The following is a 17561-nucleotide window of genomic DNA, read 5'->3' on the forward strand; positions in this document are numbered from 1 at the left end:
GGGGTGGGACCGGCCCCACCGGGTCGTGGGGGTGTGGCTGGTCGGGCCGCGTCAGGCGCGACGGCGGCGGGTCACGAGCAGGGTCAGGGCGCCGGCGCCGACGCTGAGCAGGCCGAGCAGGACCATCCAGGACGCGTTCGCGCCCGTGTGGGCCAGGGCCTGGTCGAGCACCGCGGCCACCGGGTTCTTCGGGCTGCCCAGCGCACCGGCGGCCGGCGTCTGGGTGGACGTCGAGGTGCTGGTGTGGGTGCCCGTGGAGGTCGATGTCGACGTGGAGGTTGAGGTGGACGTCGAGGTGGAGGTCGAGGTGGAGGTCGTCGTCGTCGGCGCCGTCGTGGTGGTGGTCGGCGGGTTGGTCTCGGTGCAGCCCGTGTGCGCGGGGTTGCTGCGGCCCACGCCCGCGTTGCGGTCGCACTCGTAGCCGGCGTTGCCGTCGGAACCGCCGGGCAGCTGTCCGGGCGGGTTCTTGTTGTCGGCGTTGCCCACGCAGCCGGCGCACGGCTGGCCGACCTGCTGACCGTCGCCGTTGCCGTTCTGGGACGGCGAGCCGTCGCGGGTCGAGTCGTACGGGCCGTGCGTGTTCGCGCCGTGGTCGGTGAAGTCCGCGTTGGAGGGCGGTTGCGGCGCGTTGGTGTCCTCCGCCGGGGGTTGGCCCTGCGCGGCGGCCTGGCCGTGGCCCTGCCCCTGACCCTGCCCCTGGCCGTGCTCCTGCGACTGTCCGGGTGGGACGAAGCCGGGATCGGTGCCGTTGCCGTTGCCCGGGTCGGCGGTGGCCGCGACGGGAGCGAAGAACAGCCCGACGGCGGCCGTGGCGGCTATCAGCAATCTTCGGGACATAGCGTCCTCCTGGACCAGGATGGTTAATCCATACGGGGTATCGCCTTGCCTCTGACTGTGTTACCCGTCACTCCGCGAGGGCATGCTTCACCTCACCGAGGGACACCGGGCGGACACGGTCGGTTCACGCCGGCAGGCCCCACCGAGGTCCGGGAGTCGAGATCGGGACGGGCGCGATCGTCAGGTCGGGCGTGCCGCCCGCGGGGTGCACCAGGACCTCACCGCCGCGCGGCAGGTCCACGTCGAGCGTGCCGTCGCCCCGGTCGCGGTACGGGACGGGAGCGCCGGCCGGCGTGCGCACGGTGACCGCGCCCGCGATGCCGTGCCGCAACGCCAACGGCTCCCCCGCGAGGCTCCGGACCAGCACGAACCGGGTCCGCCCGCCGCGCCGGGCCGCCGTCACCTCGAACGCGCCCTCGGCGAGGTGGCGGTCCAGCACGACGTCCGCCCACGCGCTCGGCACCGCCGGGAACACCCGCACGATCCCGCCCCAGCTCTGCAACACCAGGTCGTGCAGGGTCTGCGCGGCCGACAGCGGCGTCTCGACGACCGGCCCGGCCTCGCCGTACATCGTGTTCTCCAGCACCGGGTAGCGCGAGGTGGTGTCGAACATCTTCACCAGGTACGCCAACGCCTCGTCACCGCGGAACATGCGCGCGGCGATCGACCCGGAGCCCGAGTAGCTGTAGCCGCGGTGCGCGCCTTCGAGGGACATCCAGTGCCGCAAGGACTTCTCGATCAACGCGCGGTTCTCCGGCTGCTCCCAGTTCACGGTGGCGAGCGGGAACACGGCGAGCATGTGCGAGTAGTGCCGGTGCGACTTGGCGAACGGGACACCCGTGCCGACCATGAAACCGTTGGCGTCCACCGGGTACGGCACGAGCGTGTCCAGGATTTCCTGCCACCGCTCGGCCAGCGGGTCGTCGATGCGCAGCACGCGCGCCGAGTCGAGCAGGGTCCGGCACGCCCACCGCAGCAGTTGGAGGTCGTAGTTGCAGTCGGGCGCGTTGCCGTACTCGGGTGACGTGGTCGCGGCAGGTGCAGGCGGCCGTCGTTGCCTTTGGTCAGGAAGCGCAGGTAGTAGTTGACCGCCCGGCGCAGCAACGGGAAGACGACGTCGGCGAGCAGTGCGCGGTCCATCGAGTGCCGGTAGCTCAGCCACACGTTGTGCAGCGCCCAGGTCAGGTTGCCCAGCTCGACGGTGCCGGCGCCGCCGGGTTCGCCGAGCGTGCCGGTGTTGGACGCGTGCCGGTCGGTGCTGCGGCCGACTCCCGCGCAGTCGTCGCGGTACTGGGTCTTGACGTTGCGGACGAGCTGGGCGGCGTTGTCCTTCAGCGTGGTCGCGACGGCGTCCAGCTCCAGGTGGTTCGAGCCGTGGATGGGCCAGTACTCCAGTTGCACGTTGAGGTTCCACCACGCCGCGGCCCACGGCGTCGGCTCCAGCCACGGCCCGCAGGTCGCCATGACCGGTCCGCCCGCGCGGGTGCCGGCGGCGAGCTTGTAGAGCTGGATCCAGTAGAACGACTGGAGCCGCTGGTCCGGGATGGACAGGAAGCTGCGCCGGTAGAAGGCGTGCCACCAGTCGCGGTGGCGCTGTTGGAAGTCCGCGCCGGGCAGGGCGGCGGCGGCGCGGACGCGGGCGAGCGCCGACGCCTCGGCCGTGGCGGCGGGGAAGCTGTGCGCGACCGACAGCAGCATTCTGCGCTTGCCGGTCGTCCCGATCACGCGGTACGCGGTGGCGGTCTGGCCGCCGGCGTTCAGCGCCTGCACCACCACCCGCTCGCCGCCGGACGTCCTGGTCACCGGATCGGGGTTGACCTCGTAGCCCGCCGGCGGGGTCTCGGTGGCGGCGCGCGGCGGGACCGCCCTCTCGGGCACGAACACCAGGTCGGCGCGCTCGTCGCCGGACGGGGTGACCGACAGGCCCAGCACGCCCTCGGTGACGATCGCGTGCAGGCGCAGCGCCCCGCGGTCGGTGGTGACGGTGCCGACCAGCTCGGCGTGCCACAGGTCGAGCCGCCAGTCCACCGCGCGGACCGCGCCGACCGGGGTGAGCAGGACGTGCCCGACGGGCAGGCGGGGCACGCCCCACGCGCTGCCGCCGGTCGTGCGGTGGTCCTGCACCTCGGCGTGCTGGACGGTGAACTTGATCCGGTCGCCGACCGCGTAGACCACGCTGCCCAGCCGGCCGTCGCCCAGGAACGGGCCCTGCGACCACCTCGTGGGCATCCGCCGCCACACCAGGTCCTGGTCCGCGAGGAAGTCGGCCCACTGCTCGTCGGTCATCGACACATCGGATGTCCCGGCCCGCGCCCCCGCGACCGGCAGTAGACCGGCGGTGACCGCCGCACCCGTCGCACCCAGAAAAACGCGCCTGTTCAGGCCCATCAGAACCCCTCCGCGGACGCCGACAACGGCGATCGGTGTGCGCGGCGGTAAGCCCGAAAGGTAGGAGGTGAGCGGGGTGCGGCGCAAGGGGTGGACCGGACCGGACCGGGACGACACCGGAAGTCACTCGTTGGAGGGACAGACCGCGTGATCGCGCCGGATTGCGGGTCAACTGGGCGGGAAGGACGGAGGTCGAGCCCATGCCCACGCTCCCCATCACCGCCAACTACCGGCGCCACGGCGACGATTGGGCGGTGACCGTGCGCACCGCCGAACGCGCGCTCGACGCCGTCGCGCCGGGCCTGATCGCCGCCCGCGTCCAAGCCGACCAACTCGTCGACGAGATCTCCGGGGGCAACGAGGACCGGACCGTGGTGCACATGCTCGACGGCGACGCGTACGCGTTCTCCGTGGTGTACCTGCACACACGGCACGGCCTGCCCCTGCACCACGACGCGAGCACCCCTCACGACCAGGCAATCGAGGCCTGAGGAGGGCCGCTCCCGCCTAGGATGTCCGGCCAAAGGCGAACGGGAGCAGACATGGCCACACCGGTGTACAGCGGGGCGCCAAGATCTCCGCAGCGGGGCAGACCCCGGGACGCGAGCCGCGACGACGCGTTGCGGCAGGCCGCGCTGGAGGTGATGGCGGAGGTCGGCTACCGGGCGCTGACGATGGACGCCGTCGCCGCCCGCGCCCGGGCGGGCAAGGCGACCATCTACCGGCGGTGGGAGTCCAAGCTCGACCTGGTCATCGACACGTGCACGCACCTGGCGGCGCAGAACCTCGCCGAGCCGGACACCGGGTCGTTGCAGGGCGACCTGCGGGAGTTCCTGGCCTCGTTCGCGGCGTTCCTGTCCGGGCCGGTGGGCAAGGCGGCGCAGGCGCTGGTGGGCGAGCTGCCGCACGAGCCGGAGCTGGCGGCGGCGTTCCGCGAGACGTTCCTGATCGCGCAGCGCGACGTGCTGCGCCGCATCCTCGACCGCGCCGACGAGCGCGGCGAACTGCGCGCCGACGCCCCGCGCGGGATGGCCGTGGAGCTGGCCGGCGCGGCGCTGATCTACCGCCTGATGCTGACCGGCGACCCGCTGGACACGGCGTTCGTCGACCGGATGACCGCGCAGGTGCTACTGCCCCTCGTCGCCAAGGGGCAGTAGCCCGTCAGCGGAACAGCTTGCGCAGCAAGGCGAACCCGAGCAGCACGGCCACCGCGATCAGCGAGTACCGGACCTTGGGTTCGTCGAGCTTCGCGCGCACGCTGTCCTTGCCCGCCTCGACGAAGCGCTGCGGGTGGGCCCTCGTGCCCAGCTCGTCCAGGGTCGCGGCCAGCGCGTCGCGAGCCTGCTCGATCTCGCGCTGGATGGTGTCGGGGTCGCGAGCCACATCTCCTCCTAGCAGCGGTCTGCGCCCGTAACCGTAGTTCAGGCGCGGGAACGCCGTTGACCGGTGTCGTCGCGGGTGGTTTTATAACGGTGTTTCCGTTCAGTTGGAGGAGCACCGTGTCGACCATCCGCCTGTCCCCCGCGTCCCGCCGCCTGGCGGGCGTGCTGCTGCTGAGCCTGGTCGGCGTCGAGTTCGGCGGCCGGTTCCTGACCACCGTCGTGCAGGGCGAGGTGGCGCTGACCGGGTTCCAGCAGTCGTTCTTCCGCGCCGGGCACGCCCACGCCGGCGTCCTGCTCGTGCTGGGCCTGGTGTGCCTGCTCTACGCGGACGTGGCGAACCTGCGCGGCGCGCTGGGCTGGGTGACCCGGCTGGGCGTCCCGGCGGCGGCGATCCTCATGCCGGCGGGGTTCTTCTTCTCCGCGATGGGTGAGGGCGCGACCAAGGCCAACGGCCTCATCGTGCTGCTCTACCTCGGCGGGCTGAGCCTGGCGGCCGGCGTGGTGTCCCTCGGCATCGGCCTGCTTCGCCCGGCGGATAGGCTTGCGCCCACGGGGTCGTAGCCCAATTGGCAGAGGCACACGGTTTAGGTCCGTGCCAGTGAGAGTTCGAGTCTCTCCGGCCCCACCACCAGCGGCGACCGGTGCTCCGGTTGCCGCTGTCCGCTTCACCGGTCCAGGGCGACCAGCGGCAGGGTGAGCAGGGCCAGGGCCGCGCCGATCCAGGACACCGCCGGCGCCGGGGCGCCGCCGGCGAGGACCGGGGCGGCGAACACCGGGGTCAGGCTGATGCCCAGCTGGAACGCCGACACCGTGGTGGCGCCCGCCAGGGTCGGGGCGTCGGCGGCGATGGTGAAGACGCGGCCGTAGAGGGCCGGGTTGAGCACGAAGGCCGCGACGCCCAGCAGGAACACGACCGGCACGACGACCCACACCCGGTCCGGGACCACGGCCAGCACCACCGACAGGGCCGCGATCCCGACCCCTCCCGCGGCCAGCGCGCGGTGGGGCCGCCGGTCCGCGACGCGCCCGCCGATGGACAGGCCCGCGAACGCGCCGACGCCGAACAACGCGAGCACCGCCGGCACCCAGGCCCCGGGCACGCGGGTGACGTCGGCGAGGATCGCCGACAGGTAGTTGAACGTGATCATGTACGCGGCGGTGCTCAGGATCGTGACGGCGTAGACGTTCCACAGCCGGGGCTCGCGCATGGTCACCAGTTCGCGCGCCACGCTCGGCCGCTCCGCCGGACCGGTCTCGGGCAGGCCCAGCGCGCACGCCACCGCGCCGACCGCGGTCAGGGCGACGACACCCCAGAAGCCGCCGGTCCACGACGTGAAGTGGCCGAGCAGCGTGCCGGCGGGCCCGCCGACGACCATCGCGAGGCTCAGCCCGCTGACCACCACGCCGGACGCGCGGGCGGTGCGGTCCGGGGTGACCAGGCTGATCGCGGTCACGGCGGCGACCGCGAAGTACCCGGCGTAGGCCAGGCCGGAGACGAACCGGGTGACCAGCAGGACCCGGTAGTCGCCGACGAGACCGACCGCCACGGCGGCGGCGAACACGGCCTGGGTGGCCACCAGGGTCGCGCGGCGCGGCCAGCGCAGGGAGAGCACGGCGAACGGCGGTCCACCGAGGACCACCCCGAGGGCGAACGCGGTGATCAGGCCGCCGGCGGTGGCCAGCGGGACGTCGAGGTCGGCGGCGACCCGAGGCAGGACGCCGGCCATCAGGAACTCGGCGCTGCCCATCGCGAACAGGCCGGCCGAAAGCAGGTACACCCCGGTCGGGAGCCGGGTCGGTTCGAGGGTCTGCACGGGTCCCACGATCGGGAGGTTCATGCGCTTTCGGCAAACTTCTTTGCCGAAACCGGGAAAGCGGTGGTGGGCTGGACGACGTGCAGGACCAACCGACCGTCGCCGCCGCCCTCGACCGGATCGCGCCCCGGCTGCGCCGCGCCCGCACCCGCAAGGGCGTGACGCTGGCCGGGCTCGCCCGCGCCACCGGCATCTCCACCAGCACCCTGTCCCGCCTGGAGTCCGGGCAGCGCAGGCCGAGCCTCGAACTGCTGCTGCCGATCACCGCCGCCCTCGGCGTGCGCCTGGACGACATCGTGCCCGCGCCCCGGATCGCGGACCCGCTGCCGCCGGCCCCGCCGGGGGACGGCCGGGTGCTCGTCCCGCTCACCCGCCACCAGGGCGAGTCGCGCGCCCACAAGATGACGATCCCGGCGCGGGACGACGAACCGAGGCCGCGCACCCACCCCGGCCACGAGTGGCTCTACGTGCTGCACGGCAGGCTCCGGCTCGTGCTGGGCTCGCTGGACGTCGAACTGGGGCCGGGCGAGGCCGCCGAGTTCGACTGCCGGACCCCGCACTGGTTCGGCGCGGCCGGGCGCGGGAGCGTCGAGGTGCTCAGCCTGTTCGGGCGGCGCGCGGTGCGGGTGCGGACGCGCTCCGGGGGTCAGTAGCGGGCGGCGTAGCGGGTCGGGGGCTCGCCGAACATCTCGCGGAAGTCGCGGACGAAGTGCGCCTGGTCGGCGTAGCCCAGCTCGGCGGCGAGCGCGGCCCAGTCGACGGCGACGCCGGCGGCCAGCCGCTCGGTCACCTCGTGCAGGCGGTAGCGGCGGATCACCCACTTCGGCGGCACGCCGACGTGCTCGGCGAACAGGCGCTGGAGCCGCCGGACGCCGGTGCCCAGGTCGGCGGCCAGGGCGTCCACCCGCGTGACGCCGGGTTCGGCGGCGATCCGGGCGACCACGGCCACCGCCTCCTCCGCCCCGGGGTCCGGCGGCGGCAGGTGGGCGCGCAGGAGGCGTTCGACGTCCTCGACCCCCGGATCGGTCGGGAGGTCCGGGCCGAACACCTCGGCGGCGTCGATCGACCGGTCGGTGATGGTCGAGACCGACGCCCGCAGGAACGGCCGGAACGCGCCCGGGTGGAACGCCACGCCCACCACGTGCCCCTGCCCGGCCAGGACCCTCACCTGGTGGCCGGTGGAGACGCCGTGCACGGCCGCGCGGCCGTCCTGGAAGGTCAGGTGGACGTTCGGGGAGGGGACGATCAACTGCCGGTAGGGCTCGGCGTAGTCCCAGGAGACGAGCCAGTGGCGGGCCACGTGCCGGGCCAGGTCCGGGGACGGCACGGGGAAGGCGTGGCGCTGGTGGGTCTGCCAGGCGCCGTTGAGCTCACGCACGTCCCTGGGCACGGGCCCGAGTCTATGTCGCGTTCTTTCAAGACAGCGCGGAGCCGCTTGGGGTTGGCTGCCGTCCATGTCGGACGCACGGATGGTGGCCCGCGCGGCGGGGACGTTGCTGGAGATCGTGGACGGGGTGGGGCCGGACCAGTGGGGTGCCGCGACCCCGTGTTCGGAGTACGACGTGAAGGGGCTCGCGCACCACTTGCTGTTCTGGGGGCCGTCGCTGGTCGGCGCGGGCCGGAAGGAGGCCGTGCCACCGCCCGCGGCGGCGGAGTCGGACGTCGAACCGGTGGCGGACTGGCCGACGGCGCTGAAGGAGCACGTGGCGCGGACGGTCGAGGCGTGGAGCGAGCCGGACGCGTGGACCGGCGTCACGCACATGGGCGGCCCGGTGGAGCTGCCGGCGGACCTGGTCGGGGGCATGGTGGTCGGCGAGTTCGTGGTCCACGGCTGGGACCTGGCCCGCGCGACCGGCCAGACCCCGGAGTGGGACGCGGAGTTGCTGGACTACTTGGTGGTCGAGGTGGCGAAGTCCGCGCAGCAGGGCCGTGACATGGGCATCTACGGCCCGGAGGTCGAGGTGCCCGACACCGCGCCGGCCCTGCACCGGGTGCTCGCCCTGACCGGCCGCGACCCTCACTGGGCCAGGTAGCGCAGCACTTCCAGCATCGACTGCGGGTCCACGGCGGCCGGGTCGTCCTCGACGCAGTCGGCCAGCCGCTTCAGGACGGACTCACGGTCGAGGCCGGTGCCGATCAGGACCAGTTGGGTGCGGCGGGGGACGTCGCCCCACTGGTCCCGGGTGAAGCGCAGGAACGCGCCGACGGTGTGGAGGGTGAACCGCTGCCGGTGGCCGGGGACGTCGAAGCGCACGAACCCCTTGATGCGGTAGAGGCCGGGCGGGCGGTCGTCCAGGAAGGCCATCAGCCGGGTCGGGTCGAGGGCGTCGGCGGTGAACTCGACGCTGTCGTAGTGGACGTGGACGTGCTCCTCGTCCAGGAGGTCCTCGAACGACAACTGCCCGAAGGTCTCGCGGGGTTTCGGGTCGAACAGCAGGGCGGGATCGATGCGCCCGTGCGACACGGCGGTGACCGGGACGCCGGGCTTGAGCCGGTCGATGCGGTCGAGCAGCGCGGCGGGGTCCCCGATGCGGTCGACCTTGTTCAGCACGACCAGATCGGCGACGCGCAGATGGCGTTCGAGGTCGTCGGGAAACTCGGCCGCGTCGACCAGGAGCACCAGACCGCCGTAGGCGAGGTTGGGGTTCTCACTGGCCAACACCATGCGCGCCATGGCTTGCGGCTCGGCCAGCCCGCTGGCCTCGATGACGATCACGTCGACCTGGGAGTCGAGCTTGGCGAGCATCGAGTCCAGCTCGGAGACGTCGATCGCGCAGCACAGGCAGCCGTTGCTGAGCGAGACGGTGGAGTCGACCTGCCCGGCGACGCTCATGGCGTCGATGCCGATGGCCCCGAAGTCGTTGACGATGACGCCGATCCGGGTACCACGGGCACCGGCGAGCAGGTGGTTGAGAAGCGTGGTCTTGCCGGCCCCGAGAAACCCAGCCACGACAATCACCGGGATCCGCTTCACCCGACCAATCCTAACCACGCCCCCACCTCGCGCCGCAGGCGCGCTTAACGGGCTATCAGCCACAGGAAGGGCGTCTCCCGAAACCTCAATCAGCCATGAGGTCGATGAACATGTCCATTGCGGCAGTCACCGCCTCCACGTCATCAGTCGCCACCAAATCCAGCAGCAACCCACGCACCACCGCCAACCCGAGCCGCGCCCGAGCGTGCGCCTGCGCCGCTGAGTGACCCCTTGCCTCCTCCATCCGGGCGATCGGCTCGACCCACGACTCCACGATCCCGTCCATCAACGCCGTGGTCCCGCGCCGTCCCTGGGCCGCCTGCCCGTACAGCTCGAAGAACAACCGCTCGTGCGCCCGCAACGCCGGATCGGTCAACGCCCGCCAGAACTGCCTGGCCAGGTCCACGTGGTCGGACGCCTCCAGGGTGGACAACAGGGCCCGCTGGTTGGCCTCCACCGCCCGCACCACCTCGACCAGCAGCCCCTCCTTGGACCCGAAGTGGTAGATGAGCATCCGGTGGCTGGTGTTCACAGCGGCGGCGATCTGGCGCAGACTGAGGTCGCCCAGGCCGTGTCGGGCCAGGTGGTCGACGACCTGGTCGAGCAGCCGGGTCTTGGCCTCTTGTTCACCCATGTACCAGATGGTACATGTACCACATGGTACAACGAGTGGACGTCACCGTGCACAGCGCCGCCCCGCCGGCCCGCGTGTACCGGTTCGCCGCGGACAGCTCCACCTGGCCGGACTGGTCCCCCGTCCTGCGCTACGAGCGCGAACGGCCGGGTGACGCGCACGGCGTCGGCGAGGTGCGGGTGTTTCACAACCGCGGCAGGAGGAACCCCACCCGGGAGGAGGTGGTCGAACTCACGCCGAACCGCAGGGTCAGCTACGTCTTGCTGTCCGGCCTGGCCATCCGGGACTACCGGGCGTTCATCGACCTGGAGTCCGAGGGGGAAGGCACCCGCATCCGCTGGCACTCGTCGTTCCACCCCAAGGTGCCCGGCACCGGGTGGTTCTACCGCCGGGTGCTGCAACTGGTGATCTCCCAGTACGCCAAGGGGTTGGCCGCGCACGCGGAGCACTGAGCACTGAGGTCCGCCACAGCAGACCCCGCCCAAGTCCACCACGGCGGACCGGGCTCCAGTCCACCACGGCGAACCGGGCCCGCGTCCACCACGGCGACCCGGACCCGAGTCACCACGGCGGACCGGGTCCGAGCCCCCGAGGACTGAGGTTTTCCACACCCCGGTGTGCGGTCCGCTTCATGGTCCGGGCCCCCGCGCGTCCCTAGCGTGAGGATCATGGATGTCGTCAAGTGGGTCATCGACCTGATGGAAGCCTTCGGCGCGCCCGGCGCGGGGATCGCGATCGCGCTGGAGAACCTGTTCCCGCCGCTGCCCAGCGAGGTGTTCCTGCCGCTGGCCGGGTTCACCGCCGCGCAGGGCGGCATGAGCCTGATCGCCGCGATCCTGTGGACGACGGCCGGCTCGGTCGCGGGCGCGCTGGTGCTCTACTACGTCGGCGCGCTGCTCGGGCGGGACCGGGTCCGCCGGATCGCCGAGAAGATGCCGCTGGTCAAGGTCTCCGACGTGGACAAGACCGAGGACTGGTTCCAGCGGCACGGCCGCGCCACGGTGTTCTTCGGGCGGATGGTCCCCATCTTCCGCAGCCTGATCTCCATCCCCGCCGGGGTGGAACGCATGCCGCTGCCCAGCTTCCTCGCCTTCACCGCCGCGGGCAGCGCGATCTGGAACACCGCCCTGATCCTCGCCGGTTACGCGCTGGGCGAGAACTGGCACCTGGTGGAGCGGTACCTGGGCATCGCGTCCAAGGTCGTGATCGGCTTGGTGGTGCTGGCGATCGCGTGGTTCGTGGTGTCGCGGTTGACCAACCGCAAGAAGGTTCAGGACCGCAGGTAGCGCAGGATCGCCAGGACCCGCCGGCTGTAGCCGTCTACATCGGACAGCCCCAGCTTGTCGAAGATCGAGTTCGCGTGCTTCTCCACGGCGCTGCGCGAGACGTGCAGCTTCGCCGCGATCGCGTTGTTCGTGTGCCCCTCGGCCATCCGCGCCAGCACCTCCCGCTCCCGCTCGGTGAGCACGTCCAACGGGTGCTCGGTGCGCGCGAGCAGGCGGCGCACCACCTCCGGGTCGAACGCGGCGCCGCCCGCGCCCACCCGGCGCAGCGCGTCGAGGAACTCCTCCACCTGCATGACCCGGTCCTTGAGCAGGTAGCCGACGCCGCCGGCGTGCTCCCCGAGCAGGTCGGCGGCGTAGCGCTGCTCGACGTACTGCGAGAGCACCAGCACGGCCACGTCCGGCAGCGACCGCCGGATCTCCAGCGCGGCCTTCAGGCCCTCGTCGGTGTGCGTCGGCGGCATCCGCACGTCGGTCACCACCACGTCCGGCCGGAACGCGGCGACGGCCTTGAGCAGCGCTTCCGCGTCCCCCACCGAGGCCACGACCTCGTGGCCCTCCTCCGCCAGCAGCCGGGCCAGGCCCTCGCGCAGCAGCGTCGAGTCCTCGGCCAGGATCACCCGCACGGGACCTCCGCGGTGATCACGGTCGGGCCGCCGGCCGGGCTGTGCACGGCGAACGTCCCGTCCAGCGCGAGCACCCGCCGGGACAGGCCCGCGAGGCCGCCGCCCGCCGGGTCCGCTCCCCCGCCGCCGTCGTCCTCGACCCGCACCCGCACGGCGCGCTCGTCGTCGGTGTCGTCCACGTGGATGTCCACGCGGATCATCGTCGCATCCGAGTGCTTGACCGCGTTCGTCACCGCCTCGGACACCACGAAGTACACGGCCGTCTCCACCTCCGGCCCGACCCGGAACCGTCCACAGTGGATCCGGACCGGGACGGACGACCGGTCGGCCACCGCCTCCAGCGCCTCGGCCAGCCCCAACGCGTCCAGCGCGGCCGGGTACACCCGCCACGCGACCTCCCGCAGGTCTTCCAGGACGCGCTGGGACTCCTCGTGGGCCTGGTGCAGCAGGTCGTCGGCGTGGTCGGGGTTGCGGCGGGCGCGGCCCAGCAGCATGCCCAGCGCCACGAGCCGTTGCTGGACGCCGTCGTGCAGGTCGCGCTCGATCCGCCGCCGTTCGGCGTCCACCGCCGCGACGATGCCCGCCCGGCTCAGCGACAGCTCCTCGACGCGCCGGCGCAGCAGCTCGGCCTCGCTGGGTCCCAGGTAGCGCCGCGCCACGCCGCGCTCCAGCGCCACGACCCCGCGGATGCCCTGCACCTCGATGTAGAGCAGGACACCGCCGATCAGCGCCGTCCACAGCGTGGCGACCGCCTCGTCCTGCCACGCGATGCCGTCGAGCCCGTTGCGGACGATCCGCACTACGGCGATCACCCCGAGGGAGATCCCGTAGAACAGCCACGCCAGCACGAACCCGCCGAACAGCCCGACCGGGGCGCGCACGGCCAGGTACCTCACCGCCTGCGGCCGGGTGGGCGCGGCGCTGTCCACGTCGAGGAACCGCCGGACGCGCCACCGCTCCAGGTCGGCGTACCGGGTCGCCACCGGGCGCGCGAACACCGCCACCAGCAGACCGCCGACGCCGGTCGCGAACCCGAGCAGCAGCCCGACCACGACGCGCGACCCCCGGAGCACGTCATCGAGGTTAGACGACCCGTTCGTCGGATTGGCAGCGCGCGGCGGCCCTCGAAAGGATCACCCGATGCGGTCAATCGCGGTCGTCGGGGCCGGGCAAGCCGGGGTCGTGCTGTCGGCGGCGCTGGTGCGCGCCGGGTGGCGGGTGACCCTGTGCTCGGACCTGTCCGCCGACGACTACCTGGAGACGCCCGGACGGCCCACCGCGTGCCTGTTCGGCGACCAGGTGGCCTACGAGGCCGAACTGGGCCTCGACTTCTGGCCGGAGGCGCCGCGCGCCCACCGCATCCACCTGGACCTGCACGAGGACGGCGGGTCGGTGCTGTTCTCGGTCGACGCGCCGCTGCGCGGGCCGGCGCTGGCCGTGGACCAGCGGTTGAAGTTCGCCTTCGGGTTGCGCGAGCTGGCGCGGCGCGGGGTGCGCGTGGTGACCGGGGCGGTCTCGGTGGGCGACCTGGACTCGTTGGCGGCCTCGCACGACCTGGTCGTGGTGACGGTCGGGCACAAGGCCTTCCACGGCTTGTTCGCGCGCGACGACGCGCGCAGCACGCACACGTCGGCGCAGCGTCAGCTGTTCATGGTGAACGTGCACGGTTACGACCTGGACGCGTACCCCGAGCACCGGGACATCGTGTTCTCGTTCGTGCCGGGGACCGTGGAGGTGTTCTGGGTCCCGTTCTGGGACAAGGACGCCGGCCAGTCGCGGTCGATCGTCGTGGAGGCGGTGCCGGGCGGGCGCGCGGACCGGTTCCGCGAGGTGGCGTCGGCGGCCGAAGGGCTGGAGCTGCTCCGGTCGCTGGTGGGCGAGTTCTTCCCGGTGCGGTCGGGGTTCCTGGCCGGGGTCGCGCCGACTTCGGCGTGGCTCAAGGGGGCCGTGGTGCCGGTGGTGCGGGACCCGGTCGCCGTGCTGCCGTCGGGTCGGCACGTCCTCGGGATGGGCGACGCCGTGGTGCTCAACGACCCGCTGGCCGGGCAGGGCGCGAACAACGCGACCCGGATGGCCCGGTTCTTCGCCGAACGGCTGGACGCCTACGACGGCACGGCCCAGTGGCTGCGGGCGCGCTTCGACGAGTGGTGGGAGACCGGGCGGTACACCAACGCGTTCAGCGACGGGATGCTCGCGCCGCTGACGTCGTACCAGCGGGCCGTGTTGCTGGCGGCGTCCCGGGACCCGGTGATCGGCGAGCGGGTGTGGGAGGGGTTCAACGACCCGGCCTCGCTGTTCCCGTGGTTCTTCGACGCCACCGCCGCGTGGGACTACCTGGGCACGCGCGGGGTCGGGCGGTGGGACGTGCTGCGGTTGAAGGCGGCGGTGGCGCGCAAGGTGCTGGCGCGCAAGGTGTTCAGGCGACCAGCTCCCGCGTGAGCAGGTCCTTGAGCTCCTTCGCGGCGGCCCGTCCGGCCCGCGTGGCGCCGACCGTGCTGGCCGACGGGCCGTAACCGACGAGGTGGACGCGCGGGTCGGCCACGACCCGGGTGCCGTCGAGCCGGATGCCGCCGCCGGGTCCGCGCAGGCCGAGCGGGGCGAGGTGGTCGAGGGCGGCGCGGAAGCCGGTGGCCCAGAGGATGACGTCCGCGCGCTGTTCGGTGCCGTCGGGCCAGACCACGCCGTGCTCGGTGACGCGGGCGAACATCGGCCGCCGGTCGAGGGTGCCGTCGGCGAGGGCGGCGCGGACCCGCGGGGTGAGGCTCAGCCCGGTGACGCTGACCACGCTGCGCGGCGGCAACCCCGCCCGGACCCGCTCCTCGACCAGCGCGACGGCGGCCCGACCGACCTCGGGGGTGAAGGGTTCGTCGCGGAAGACCGGTTCGCGGCGGGTGACCCACGTGGTGGTGGCTGTGGTGGCGATCTCCAGGAGTTGCTGGACCGCGCTGGTGCCGCCACCGACGACGATGACGTGCTTGCCCGCGAACTCCTCCGGCCCCCGGTACCGGGCGGAGTGCAGTTGGCGGCCCTGGAAGGTCTCCTGGCCCGGGTAGCGCGGCCAGAACGGGCGCGTCCAGGTGCCGGTGGCGTTGACCAGCGCTTTGGTCAGCCAAGCACCTTGATCGGTCTCGACCTTGAGGAGGCCGTTGTCGTCGCGGACGGCGTGGACGTGCACCGGTCGGCGGACGTCGATGCCGTTGCGGCGCTCGAAGTCGGCGAAGTAGGCGGGCAGGACTTCGTTGGCGGGCGCGGTCGGGTCCGGTTCGGCGAACGGCATGCCGGGCAGGTCGTGGATGCCGTGCACGGTCGCCATCCGCAGGGAGTCCCACCGGTGCCGCCAGGCGCCGCCGGGTCCTTCGCCGGCGTCCAGCACGACGTGCTCCAGCCCGGCGCGCTTGAGGAAGTAGGCCGCCGACAACCCGGCCTGACCAGCCCCGATGACGACCACGTCCATGTCCCGGGCAACGCCCGGCGGGGGAGGCGCGCTTCCCCGGTGTGACGGACGAGTCAGTCGGGTCACAGCCGGAAGGCATCCGGCGGAACCGGCGTTGGTGCCGGTATGAGCCGACTTCGCGACATCCCGCTGTCCGTGCTCGACCTCGCCCCGGTCACGACGGCGACGGACGCGCGCACGGCGCTGCGCCACACCCGTGAGCTGGCCCAGCGCGTCGAAGCCCTCGGCTACCACCGGTTCTGGCTGGCCGAGCACCACAACATGCCCGGCATCGCCAGCTCCTCGCCCACGATCCTCATCGGCCACGTCGCCGACGCCACCACCACGCTGCGCGTCGGCTCCGGCGGCGTGATGCTGCCCAACCACCCGCCGCTGGTGGTGGCCGAGCAGTTCGGCACGCTGGGCGCGCTGCACCCCGACCGGATCGACCTCGGCATCGGCCGCGCGCCGGGCACCGACCAGAAGACCGCGCGGGCGTTGCGGCGCACCAGCGGGCCGCTGTCGGTGGACGACTTCCCGCAGCAGCTCAGCGAGCTGATCGGCTACTTCGACGGCACCGAGGACCTCAGGGCGGTGCCCGCGGAGGGCAACAAGCCGCACGTGTGGCTGCTCGGGTCCAGCGGCTACAGCGCGCAGGTCGCGGGCGTGCTCGGGCTGCCGTTCGCGTTCGCCCACCACTTCAGCGCCGAGAACACGCTGCCCGCGCTGGCGCTCTACCGGGAGCGGTTCCGGCCGTCGCAGGTGCTCTCGGAGCCGTACGCGATGGTGTGCGCGTCGGTCGTCGTCGCCGAGTCGGCGGAGCACGCGCGGTACATCTCGGGTCCCGGCGCGCTGGCGTTCCTGCGCCTGCGCTCGGGCCGCCCGCAACCGCTGGCCACCAACGCCGAGGCCGCCGCCTACCCGTACACCGACCTGGACCGGCTGATCGTGGAGGACCGGCTGTCCACGCAGGTCATCGGCGATCCGACGCAGGTCGCGGCGCAGTTGGGGCAGCTGCTCGCCGACACCGCGGCCGACGAGCTGATGGTCACGACGATGGTCGCCGAGCAGTCCGACCGGGTGCGCTCCTACGAGCTGTTGGCCGAACTCGCAGGACTCTCACGTTCATCCGAACGAGTGAAGACTGAAGTAGAGGTGTAGCGGACGGGCGAACGGCGGCGATCATTCCAGTGAGCGCGCACGCCCCCCGACGCGCTCATCAACTCCCGGGCCCCGCGCCCGGAGCAGGACCGCCGCCGCGGTCCGCGTGGGCAGCGCCGCACCACTGTGGCGCTGCCCACGCGGGCGGCCGGGCGTCATCACGGCTTGGCCACAGGCAGGCACCAGGTCCGCTTCAAGCCCCTTTTTCACCCCCGAGCGCCGCCGCACCCCGTCATGGTGGTGGGAGTCGTTGGAAGCCCACCGCCGGGGCGGGAAGGGGAGGTTCGTGAGATTCGCCAGACTGGCCGCCGGCCTGTGCCTGGCGGGGGCCTTGGCGGGATGCGCGGACCCTTCCGGTCTGGCCGACGCCGTCCCGAAGCCGACCTCCGCGAGCACAGCACCGGCACCCCCCGCCTCGACCTTCACCGCCTTCGGCGCACAACGGGTCTGGGGCAACGGCCTGTCGATCACGGTCTCCCCGCCGAAGTCGCTCAAGCCCAGCGACACGTCGTTCCCGAAGAGTCCGCGCACGGCGGTCTTCGTGGTCACCCTGGTCAACGGCACCGCCACCACCTACCGCACGGGCCAGTTGGCCGTCCGGGCGACGGTCGGCGGCGAACCGGTTCCCGAGGTGCTGGACACGGTGCAGGGCCTCAACGGCCTGTCGGCAGCGATCACCGAACTGGCCCCCGGCGCGGACACGAAGCTGACCTTGGCCTTCGCCGTACCGGAAGGCCCGGTACGCCTCCAACTCCGAATCGAGCCAAACGGCGCGAACCAAGAGCCGAACGCCACCTTCGAGGGCCTCGCCTAACCCCCACACGACCCCTCCACGACACCAGCGCCGCTCGACACGCAACGCCGCTCGACACGCAGCGCCGCTTCGACGCGCGCAGCGCGGAGCACAGGGCCTGGTGAGGTCACACCCCAATCCGGGCTTCTTGCTTGTGTCATCTCCGTATGGCCTGCCCGCAGGGCTACCACACTTTCCCGGGGTTGGGCCAAAAAGTTTTGCGAGGAACGAGCAAA

20 protein-coding genes, 1 tRNA gene and 1 pseudogene are annotated in these 17561 nt (G+C 72.5%); 11 read left to right on the forward strand and 11 right to left on the reverse strand.

Annotated features, from left to right (window positions below; translation table 11 throughout):
• Nucleotides 1-51 precede the first annotated feature (51 nt).
• The 3 genes and pseudogenes from ABD126_RS31235 to ABD126_RS31245 form a co-directional block, all read right to left on the reverse strand.
• Complete coding sequence (locus ABD126_RS31235; RefSeq protein ID WP_343937758.1) at nucleotides 52-837, reverse strand: LPXTG cell wall anchor domain-containing protein; 786 nt, start codon at nucleotides 835-837, stop codon at nucleotides 52-54.
• Nucleotides 838-961: 124 nt separating this feature from the next.
• Nucleotides 962-1999, reverse strand: coding sequence for a glycosyl hydrolase family 95 catalytic domain-containing protein (locus ABD126_RS31240; protein WP_425542907.1), 1038 nt, complete (start codon nucleotides 1997-1999; stop codon nucleotides 962-964).
• A pseudogene (locus ABD126_RS31245) lies at nucleotides 1933-3225 on the reverse strand (glycosyl hydrolase family 95 catalytic domain-containing protein); the annotation flags it as partial. The pseudogene ABD126_RS31245 and the gene ABD126_RS31240, both read right to left, overlap by 67 nt.
• 200 nt (nucleotides 3226-3425) lie before the next feature.
• Between ABD126_RS31245 and ABD126_RS31250 the strand changes: the two are divergent.
• Nucleotides 3426-3716, forward strand: a complete 291-nt coding sequence (locus ABD126_RS31250) for a hypothetical protein (protein ID WP_343937764.1) — start codon at nucleotides 3426-3428, stop codon at nucleotides 3714-3716.
• Between the two features lie 51 nt (nucleotides 3717-3767).
• A complete protein-coding gene (locus ABD126_RS31255) occupies nucleotides 3768-4382 on the forward strand; it encodes a TetR/AcrR family transcriptional regulator (protein WP_343937766.1) in 615 nt (204 codons plus the stop codon).
• Nucleotides 4383-4386: 4 nt separating this feature from the next.
• On the opposite strand, the gene ABD126_RS31260 is transcribed toward ABD126_RS31255, so the two are convergent.
• Nucleotides 4387-4608 (reverse strand): DUF3618 domain-containing protein, encoded by a 222-nt coding sequence (locus tag ABD126_RS31260; RefSeq protein ID WP_343937768.1) that lies wholly within the window; start codon nucleotides 4606-4608, stop codon nucleotides 4387-4389.
• A gap of 116 nt (nucleotides 4609-4724) precedes the next feature.
• Here ABD126_RS31260 and ABD126_RS31265 point away from each other — a divergent pair, with 116 nt between their 5' ends.
• Entirely contained in the window at nucleotides 4725-5168 is a 444-nt protein-coding gene (locus ABD126_RS31265) for a hypothetical protein (RefSeq protein WP_343937770.1), read from the forward strand.
• Nucleotides 5159-5235, forward strand: a tRNA-Leu gene (locus ABD126_RS31270). Before ABD126_RS31265 ends, ABD126_RS31270 begins: the two co-directional genes overlap by 10 nt.
• A gap of 37 nt (nucleotides 5236-5272) precedes the next feature.
• On the opposite strand, the gene ABD126_RS31275 is transcribed toward ABD126_RS31270, so the two are convergent.
• Nucleotides 5273-6445 carry an MFS transporter gene (locus tag ABD126_RS31275; RefSeq protein ID WP_343937772.1) on the reverse strand — a complete coding sequence of 391 codons (1173 nt, stop codon included), beginning with the start codon at nucleotides 6443-6445 and terminating at the stop codon, nucleotides 5273-5275.
• A gap of 56 nt (nucleotides 6446-6501) precedes the next feature.
• On the opposite strand from ABD126_RS31275, the gene ABD126_RS31280 reads away from it, so the two are divergent.
• Entirely contained in the window at nucleotides 6502-7074 is a 573-nt protein-coding gene (locus ABD126_RS31280; protein WP_343937774.1) for a helix-turn-helix domain-containing protein, read from the forward strand.
• Here ABD126_RS31280 and ABD126_RS31285 read toward each other — a convergent pair.
• Complete coding sequence (locus ABD126_RS31285) at nucleotides 7068-7811, reverse strand: AraC family transcriptional regulator (RefSeq protein ID WP_343937776.1); 744 nt, start codon at nucleotides 7809-7811, stop codon at nucleotides 7068-7070. The genes ABD126_RS31280 and ABD126_RS31285 overlap by 7 nt on opposite strands.
• A gap of 64 nt (nucleotides 7812-7875) precedes the next feature.
• Here ABD126_RS31285 and ABD126_RS31290 point away from each other — a divergent pair, with 64 nt between their 5' ends.
• The gene (locus tag ABD126_RS31290) at nucleotides 7876-8454 is read left to right on the forward strand and encodes a TIGR03086 family metal-binding protein (RefSeq protein WP_343937778.1); all 579 of its coding nucleotides are present in this window, start codon (nucleotides 7876-7878) and stop codon (nucleotides 8452-8454) included.
• Here ABD126_RS31290 and ABD126_RS31295 read toward each other — a convergent pair.
• Both ABD126_RS31295 and ABD126_RS31300 read right to left on the reverse strand, forming a co-directional pair.
• Entirely contained in the window at nucleotides 8439-9395 is a 957-nt protein-coding gene (locus tag ABD126_RS31295) for a CobW family GTP-binding protein (RefSeq protein WP_343937780.1), read from the reverse strand. The two genes, ABD126_RS31290 and ABD126_RS31295, sit on opposite strands and share 16 nt — an antisense overlap.
• An 85-nt stretch (nucleotides 9396-9480) precedes the next feature.
• On the reverse strand, nucleotides 9481-10029 hold the full coding sequence (locus ABD126_RS31300) for a TetR/AcrR family transcriptional regulator (protein ID WP_343937782.1): 549 nt from the start codon (nucleotides 10027-10029) through the stop codon (nucleotides 9481-9483).
• 14 nt (nucleotides 10030-10043) lie between these two features.
• Here ABD126_RS31300 and ABD126_RS31305 point away from each other — a divergent pair, with 14 nt between their 5' ends.
• Nucleotides 10044-10481 (forward strand): SRPBCC family protein, encoded by a 438-nt coding sequence (locus tag ABD126_RS31305; RefSeq protein WP_343937784.1) that lies wholly within the window; start codon nucleotides 10044-10046, stop codon nucleotides 10479-10481.
• 216 nt (nucleotides 10482-10697) lie between these two features.
• Nucleotides 10698-11315, forward strand: a complete 618-nt coding sequence (locus ABD126_RS31310; RefSeq protein ID WP_343937786.1) for a DedA family protein — start codon at nucleotides 10698-10700, stop codon at nucleotides 11313-11315.
• Here ABD126_RS31310 and ABD126_RS31315 read toward each other — a convergent pair.
• Both ABD126_RS31315 and ABD126_RS31320 read right to left on the reverse strand, forming a co-directional pair.
• Complete coding sequence (locus tag ABD126_RS31315) at nucleotides 11300-11938, reverse strand: response regulator transcription factor (RefSeq protein ID WP_343937788.1); 639 nt, start codon at nucleotides 11936-11938, stop codon at nucleotides 11300-11302. The two genes, ABD126_RS31310 and ABD126_RS31315, sit on opposite strands and share 16 nt — an antisense overlap.
• Entirely contained in the window at nucleotides 11929-13011 is a 1083-nt protein-coding gene (locus tag ABD126_RS31320) for a sensor histidine kinase (RefSeq protein ID WP_343937790.1), read from the reverse strand. The genes ABD126_RS31315 and ABD126_RS31320 overlap by 10 nt, the downstream gene beginning before the upstream one ends.
• 67 nt (nucleotides 13012-13078) lie before the next feature.
• On the opposite strand from ABD126_RS31320, the gene ABD126_RS31325 reads away from it, so the two are divergent.
• Nucleotides 13079-14377 (forward strand): styrene monooxygenase/indole monooxygenase family protein, encoded by a 1299-nt coding sequence (locus tag ABD126_RS31325; protein WP_343937792.1) that lies wholly within the window; start codon nucleotides 13079-13081, stop codon nucleotides 14375-14377.
• Here ABD126_RS31325 and ABD126_RS31330 read toward each other — a convergent pair.
• Nucleotides 14355-15392 carry an FAD-dependent oxidoreductase gene (locus ABD126_RS31330; RefSeq protein WP_343937794.1) on the reverse strand — a complete coding sequence of 346 codons (1038 nt, stop codon included), beginning with the start codon at nucleotides 15390-15392 and terminating at the stop codon, nucleotides 14355-14357. The genes ABD126_RS31325 and ABD126_RS31330 overlap by 23 nt on opposite strands.
• Nucleotides 15393-15497: 105 nt before the next feature.
• Here ABD126_RS31330 and ABD126_RS31335 point away from each other — a divergent pair, with 105 nt between their 5' ends.
• The gene (locus ABD126_RS31335) at nucleotides 15498-16532 is read left to right on the forward strand and encodes an LLM class flavin-dependent oxidoreductase (protein WP_343937796.1); all 1035 of its coding nucleotides are present in this window, start codon (nucleotides 15498-15500) and stop codon (nucleotides 16530-16532) included.
• Nucleotides 16533-16818: 286 nt separating this feature from the next.
• Entirely contained in the window at nucleotides 16819-17346 is a 528-nt protein-coding gene (locus ABD126_RS31340) for a hypothetical protein (protein ID WP_343937798.1), read from the forward strand.
• Nucleotides 17347-17561: the final 215 nt, after the last annotated feature.

It is taken from the genome of Saccharothrix mutabilis subsp. mutabilis (genome assembly GCF_039521145.1).
Taxonomy (GTDB): Bacteria; Actinomycetota; Actinomycetes; order Mycobacteriales; family Pseudonocardiaceae; genus Actinosynnema; species Actinosynnema mutabilis.

Bases quoted from the DNA above. Each gene is read 5' to 3' on its own strand.
- ABD126_RS31235 (WP_343937758.1), bottom strand. From the start codon at position 837: ATGTCCCGAAGATTGCTGATAGCCGCCACGGCCGCCGTCGGGCTGTTC.
- ABD126_RS31250 (WP_343937764.1), top strand. From the start codon at position 3,426: ATGCCCACGCTCCCCATCACCGCCAACTACCGGCGCCACGGCGACGAT.
- ABD126_RS31255 (WP_343937766.1), top strand. From the start codon at position 3,768: ATGGCCACACCGGTGTACAGCGGGGCGCCAAGATCTCCGCAGCGGGGC.
- ABD126_RS31275 (WP_343937772.1), bottom strand. From the start codon at position 6,445: ATGAACCTCCCGATCGTGGGACCCGTGCAGACCCTCGAACCGACCCGG.
- ABD126_RS31290 (WP_343937778.1), top strand. From the start codon at position 7,876: ATGTCGGACGCACGGATGGTGGCCCGCGCGGCGGGGACGTTGCTGGAG.
- ABD126_RS31300 (WP_343937782.1), bottom strand. From the start codon at position 10,029: ATGGGTGAACAAGAGGCCAAGACCCGGCTGCTCGACCAGGTCGTCGAC.
- ABD126_RS31305 (WP_343937784.1), top strand. From the start codon at position 10,044: ATGTACCACATGGTACAACGAGTGGACGTCACCGTGCACAGCGCCGCC.
- ABD126_RS31310 (WP_343937786.1), top strand. From the start codon at position 10,698: ATGGATGTCGTCAAGTGGGTCATCGACCTGATGGAAGCCTTCGGCGCG.
- ABD126_RS31325 (WP_343937792.1), top strand. From the start codon at position 13,079: ATGCGGTCAATCGCGGTCGTCGGGGCCGGGCAAGCCGGGGTCGTGCTG.
- ABD126_RS31330 (WP_343937794.1), bottom strand. From the start codon at position 15,392: ATGGACGTGGTCGTCATCGGGGCTGGTCAGGCCGGGTTGTCGGCGGCC.
- ABD126_RS31335 (WP_343937796.1), top strand. From the start codon at position 15,498: ATGAGCCGACTTCGCGACATCCCGCTGTCCGTGCTCGACCTCGCCCCG.